The sequence below is a fragment of the Dietzia sp. DQ11-38-2 genome, assembly GCF_014145055.1.
In the GTDB taxonomy this organism is placed as follows: domain Bacteria; phylum Actinomycetota; class Actinomycetes; order Mycobacteriales; family Mycobacteriaceae; genus Dietzia.
The window spans coordinates 1-2,804 of sequence record NZ_JAALDW010000477.1 but is presented as its reverse complement, the minus strand read 5'-3'; the positions used below and the strand labels follow the sequence as shown (position 1 = coordinate 2,804).

General features: G+C 68.8%; 3 protein-coding genes. All 3 read right to left on the bottom strand.

Going from position 1 to position 2,804, the window contains the following annotated elements; translation table 11 throughout:
- The coding region (locus G6026_RS17595; protein ID WP_277815617.1) for a wax ester/triacylglycerol synthase domain-containing protein at positions 1-436 on the bottom strand (436 nt) is incomplete at its 3' end.
- A 171-nt stretch (positions 437-607) separates the two neighbouring features.
- Positions 608-2,095, bottom strand: a complete 1,488-nt coding sequence (locus tag G6026_RS14940) for a WS/DGAT domain-containing protein (RefSeq protein WP_241725911.1) — start codon at positions 2,093-2,095, stop codon at positions 608-610.
- A 141-nt stretch (positions 2,096-2,236) separates the two neighbouring features.
- Positions 2,237-2,380 (bottom strand): hypothetical protein, encoded by a 144-nt coding sequence (locus tag G6026_RS14935; protein ID WP_182613639.1) that lies wholly within the window; start codon positions 2,378-2,380, stop codon positions 2,237-2,239.
- Positions 2,381-2,804 lie beyond the last annotated feature (424 nt).

Below are 2,804 nucleotides of genomic sequence, written 5' to 3'. Positions count from 1 at the left end.
TCCCGTGCTGGACCCGGAACAGCACCAGCGCGCCCTCCCGCTCGGCCTCGTGACCGTGGCCGTGGTAGCCCTCGAGGAACTCGGCGCGCCACAGGGGGCGGTCGTCGGGGAGCTGGACGCTCATCTGCTCGGAGACGTACGCCTCGGCCTCGGCCCGTCCGCCCGGCGCGGGGAGCCGCCCGCGGATCAGATGGTGGGAGAGGTCGAAATCGGGATCATCCTCCCAGTACCACCGTCTGCCCTCGCGTACCGGGACCCGCCGGAACACCGGGTGGGGGTCAACCATCCGTGTGGCGACTGCCTCTGTGACCGCGTCCCAGTCGGGGATCTCCGAGAACCACACCAACGAGGTGATGTACATGAGGTTGTCGGCGCGGTCCATGTGCAACCACAACTGATCCCGCAGCGGGATTCTGACTCTCGCCGTCTCCCCCATCGTCCCGACGCCTCTCCCGTGGCCACGCTCGCGCACCGGGTCATGCGCACGAGTACAGGCTAGAACAGGCGTGACAGAGATCACGAGTGTTTTCCTTGTTCCCCACGCCTACCGGGGTCGACGCGCCGGTGTGGTGAAGTACACCGTGAAGGAGAGGCGTGACGACGGTCCTCAGACCTGGGCCTCCCAGCCGTCGAACGTCGCGAACTGGTCCTTGATCAGCTCGGCGACCCGGCCCGGGTCCGGCACGAGTCCGGCGTCGGTGGCGATCCCCACGGAGACCTTCCCGTCGTAGCTGAAGACGCAGATCCCGAGCGCCTGGTCGCCGCTCATCGGGACCCAGCCCAGCATCCCCTCGACCACGGTCCCGGCGAGGCTCACCGTGGAGACGGGTCCGGGCACCGAGGTGAGCTGACCGACGGTCTTGTTGGCGAACAGGTCGATCACGGCGTGCTGCACCGCAGTCGGGGTGACCGCCACGGTGAGCATCGAGGCGAAGGTGATGTGTGGCTCGAACGAATAGCGCACCCGGGTCATGGACGTGGTGATGGCGTTGATGAGCTCGTCGGCGTCGTCGATGCCCAGTGGCAGACGCATGAGGATGAGGGTGATGTGGTTGCCCAGTTCCTCCGGGAGGTCGTCGCTGTTCGGCGTCACCGACATGGGCACCATGAGGTTGATGTCGGCGACCGGGCGGTCACCGTGCGCGTCGAGGTAGCGGGTGAGGGCTTTGGACACCGCGGCGATCATCACCGAGGTGACGGTGGTGTCGTGCAGTGACGCCACCCTCTTGACGGCCGCGAGCTCCAGTCCCGAGACCCAGGAGACCTTCTTCTCCGCGTGCGTCCGTCCACTCCACGACAGGTCGGGGGTCCGGGGCTCGAACAGCAGTCGGAAGATGGAGCGATAGGTGTTGGTCGTCGTGTTGGTGGAGTCGATGGTGTCGGCCAGGGATTCCACGACACGAGTGGGCACCCGGGTCAGTTCCCCGCCGGGGGCCGCCACGTCCCTGGCCAGTCGCGCGAGCGTCACCGGGAACCTGATCGTGGCACCCGCGACACCGCGGGCGATGCCGATCGAGTCCTTGGCCAGTCCTGCCCCGACCTGGCCGACCGCCCCCACGATCCCGCCCCCACCCGAGGTCAGTTCCCGTCCCACCCGGGGCAGGGGGTCGTCGTCCTCGTGGTCACACAATCCCAGGACCAGCTGGGACAACCGGATTCCGTCGACCATCCCGTGCTGGACCCGGAACAGGATGAGCGCCCCCTCCTGCTCTCCCCCGTGGCCGTGATATCCCTCGATGAACTCGGTGCGCCAGATGGGGCGGTCGTCGGGGAGCGGCCTGCTCATCTGCGCGGCGACGTACGCCTCGGCCTCGGCGCGTCCGCCCGGTTCGGGGAGGCGACTGCGGACCAGGTGGCGGGAGAGGTCGAAGTCCGGATCGTCCTGCCAGTACCAGCGTCGGCCCCGCCGCACCGGCACCCGGCGGAACACCGGGTGGGGCTCCACCATCCGGGTGGCGATCGCCTCGGTGACCGCCTCCCAGTCGGGGACCTCGGCGAACCACATGATCGAGTTGATGTACATGAGATTGTCCGGTCGGTCCATCATCAGCCACAGCTGATCCCGCAGTGGGATCCGAACCCTCGTCTCCGCCATCCTGCCCGACCCCTCTCACCCACCGTCCACGTCATGCGGACGCCGACCACCGTCCACGTGATGTGGCCGCCGCCCCAGGCTAGAGCAGTTGTGACCCGTGTCACGGCCCTTCCTCGGGGGATCTCGCTCCGTGCTCGTTCTTCACCGTCTACTGCTGTGACCCGCGATCCCGTCGGTCACCTCGATCGGCCGGAAGGACACCGTCGGCAACGTCGGCGAGACCGGCGCGTTCGTGGTGAGCATCGGTGCGTTCGTGATGAGCATCGGCGCGTTCGTGATGCGCATCGGTGCGGCGATCTCCGAGGACGTGCTGGCCGTCGACGGTCTGTGCCTGTCTTCGACCCGCTCCTGTCGCCGTCGCGAGTGGGTCGCCACCACCGGGGCCCGGCCCCGCGCACGAAGGAGTTGCCACGGCCCGGGAGGTAGCGGCTCGTCACCCGACCCCCGCCCCTGTCCCCCGGTCCGCGTCCGCCGCAACGTGCAGGCGCTCCAGCGCCCGACGTGTCGCTCGCGCGCCTGTACGACTCCTCGGCAACCGCCCACCGCTATGGCGTCTCGCGTGCGCATCGGTGCGCGCCAGACGCCTTTCCGGCGGGCGCCTGCACTGTCTGCGAGCGGGGCGGACTGCGGTCCCATACCGATAGACCCGCCGTGCAGCGCGCAGACCAGCCGGTCAGTCGCGCAGTCCGGCTGTGCTGTCACGGCGGGA